This window comes from Alteromonas infernus, from assembly GCF_902705815.1.
On sequence record NZ_CACSIG010000038.1, the window covers coordinates 1 to 1421 of the forward strand.

Here is a 1421-nt window from a genome sequence, read left to right on the forward strand (position 1 = left end):
ANNCTCTTGNCANATAACTTTTAAATAAGGGGCGCAGGCATGTGGGGCATAATGGCGAAGCCGCCCCGCATGTATGCGTCCCAGCGAACGAAGTGAGTGGCTTAATTTTTTTGTTATGTGCCATGCTGGTTATGCCCTTTTATTTTAAGGCATTGATAACAAGAACCTGTAAATAAAGAAAGCCAAAATAAGCCAAAGATTACGAGTGCCGTAAGAACAAGAGCTAAACGCTCGTCTTGTGTCGCATTTGATTTTGACAAAGCTACCAAAAGAGGAAAAGGCACGGATGCGACTATTGAAGATAGCAAAGCTAACAAAAATTTAGGCTGCTTTATTGTGGTTTGGATATAGCCAACAATTGTGTGATAAATAACAAAAAGTAATAAAATTATTGGCGCAAAAAAGAATAAAGATTGATAGCCCTCTGCTGCTTGAGATGTTTTCTGATACAGGTCTATATCAGTTAAAGCAAATAACAGAATAACTAAAGCACTAGGAAGAAAGCTCCATAAGGCCGATACAAATGCAAAACGTTTACTTGGCACTAATCTTACTCTCCTGGCACATAACTTTTAAATAAGGGGCGCAAGCATGTGGGGCATAATGGCGAAGCCGCCCCGCATGTATGCGTCCCAGCGAACGCAGTGAGTGACTTGATTTTTTTGTTATGTGCGTCCCTAAAATTACCTAGAATTTGCATTTAATCTGATACTCCTTTTCTCCAGATTTCCATTTTGCTGACTAAACCTGGATAGCGCCAGTCCATGATATAGATAAAAGGCGACAAAAAAAGAACAACCAAACCCAATAACAACAGAGATTCTCTAATAGAGCTGATACCCAATTGGTTAATTTTGGTTTGAATAATAGATAGGAAGAGCAGCATGCCGAAAATAAAAGGTAGCATTAAAAGATAATGCTTAATCAAATTAGAAACTGTTCTTTGTTTAGCTATATGGCGAATTTGAAGCCTGCAATGAAACTCTACAGTTAACGCATTTAGGATAGTTGCAGCTACTGCTATTAAAGCTAATTCAACCAATTAAAATATCCATATCGTAGAAGCATATAACACTAAGCTTTGGGGCGCTAGCACGTGGGCTAAAATCCGAGCGAAGCGAGCCAGCCCACGTGTTAGCGTCCCAGCGACCGAAGGGAGTGCCAACAGCGTTTTGTTAGGCGTACAAAGGAAAGTACGCAGCTTTGCTGCCACCACTAGCCGATAAGGCCACTTATTTAAATTGTTGAAATTAAGATAAAACAACCCTGTGCGAAATGCCAGATGTTAACGACATTGCTGGATAAAAGAGCGAGTTTAGAAAGCTGGTGATGTTGAATGTTGGCGTTGAGGTGTTTAAGAAAAGCACGTTGCTAAAGCGGTTAAAACAACCGAGAAAGCTAGCCACAAAGACGACCTAGCG

Annotated in this window: 2 protein-coding genes; both read right to left on the reverse strand. The window is 40.5% G+C overall.

All coding sequences use genetic code 11. From position 1 onward, the window contains the following. Window positions 1–113: 113 nt before the first annotated feature. A complete protein-coding gene (locus ACX5J7_RS10250; RefSeq protein ID WP_462835083.1) occupies window positions 114–545 on the reverse strand; it encodes a hypothetical protein in 432 nt (143 codons plus the stop codon). A 155-nt stretch (window positions 546–700) separates the two neighbouring features. Further along, complete coding sequence (locus ACX5J7_RS10255) at window positions 701–1042, reverse strand: hypothetical protein (protein ID WP_498707082.1); 342 nt, start codon at window positions 1040–1042, stop codon at window positions 701–703. Between the last annotated feature and the right edge of the window lie 379 nt (window positions 1043–1421).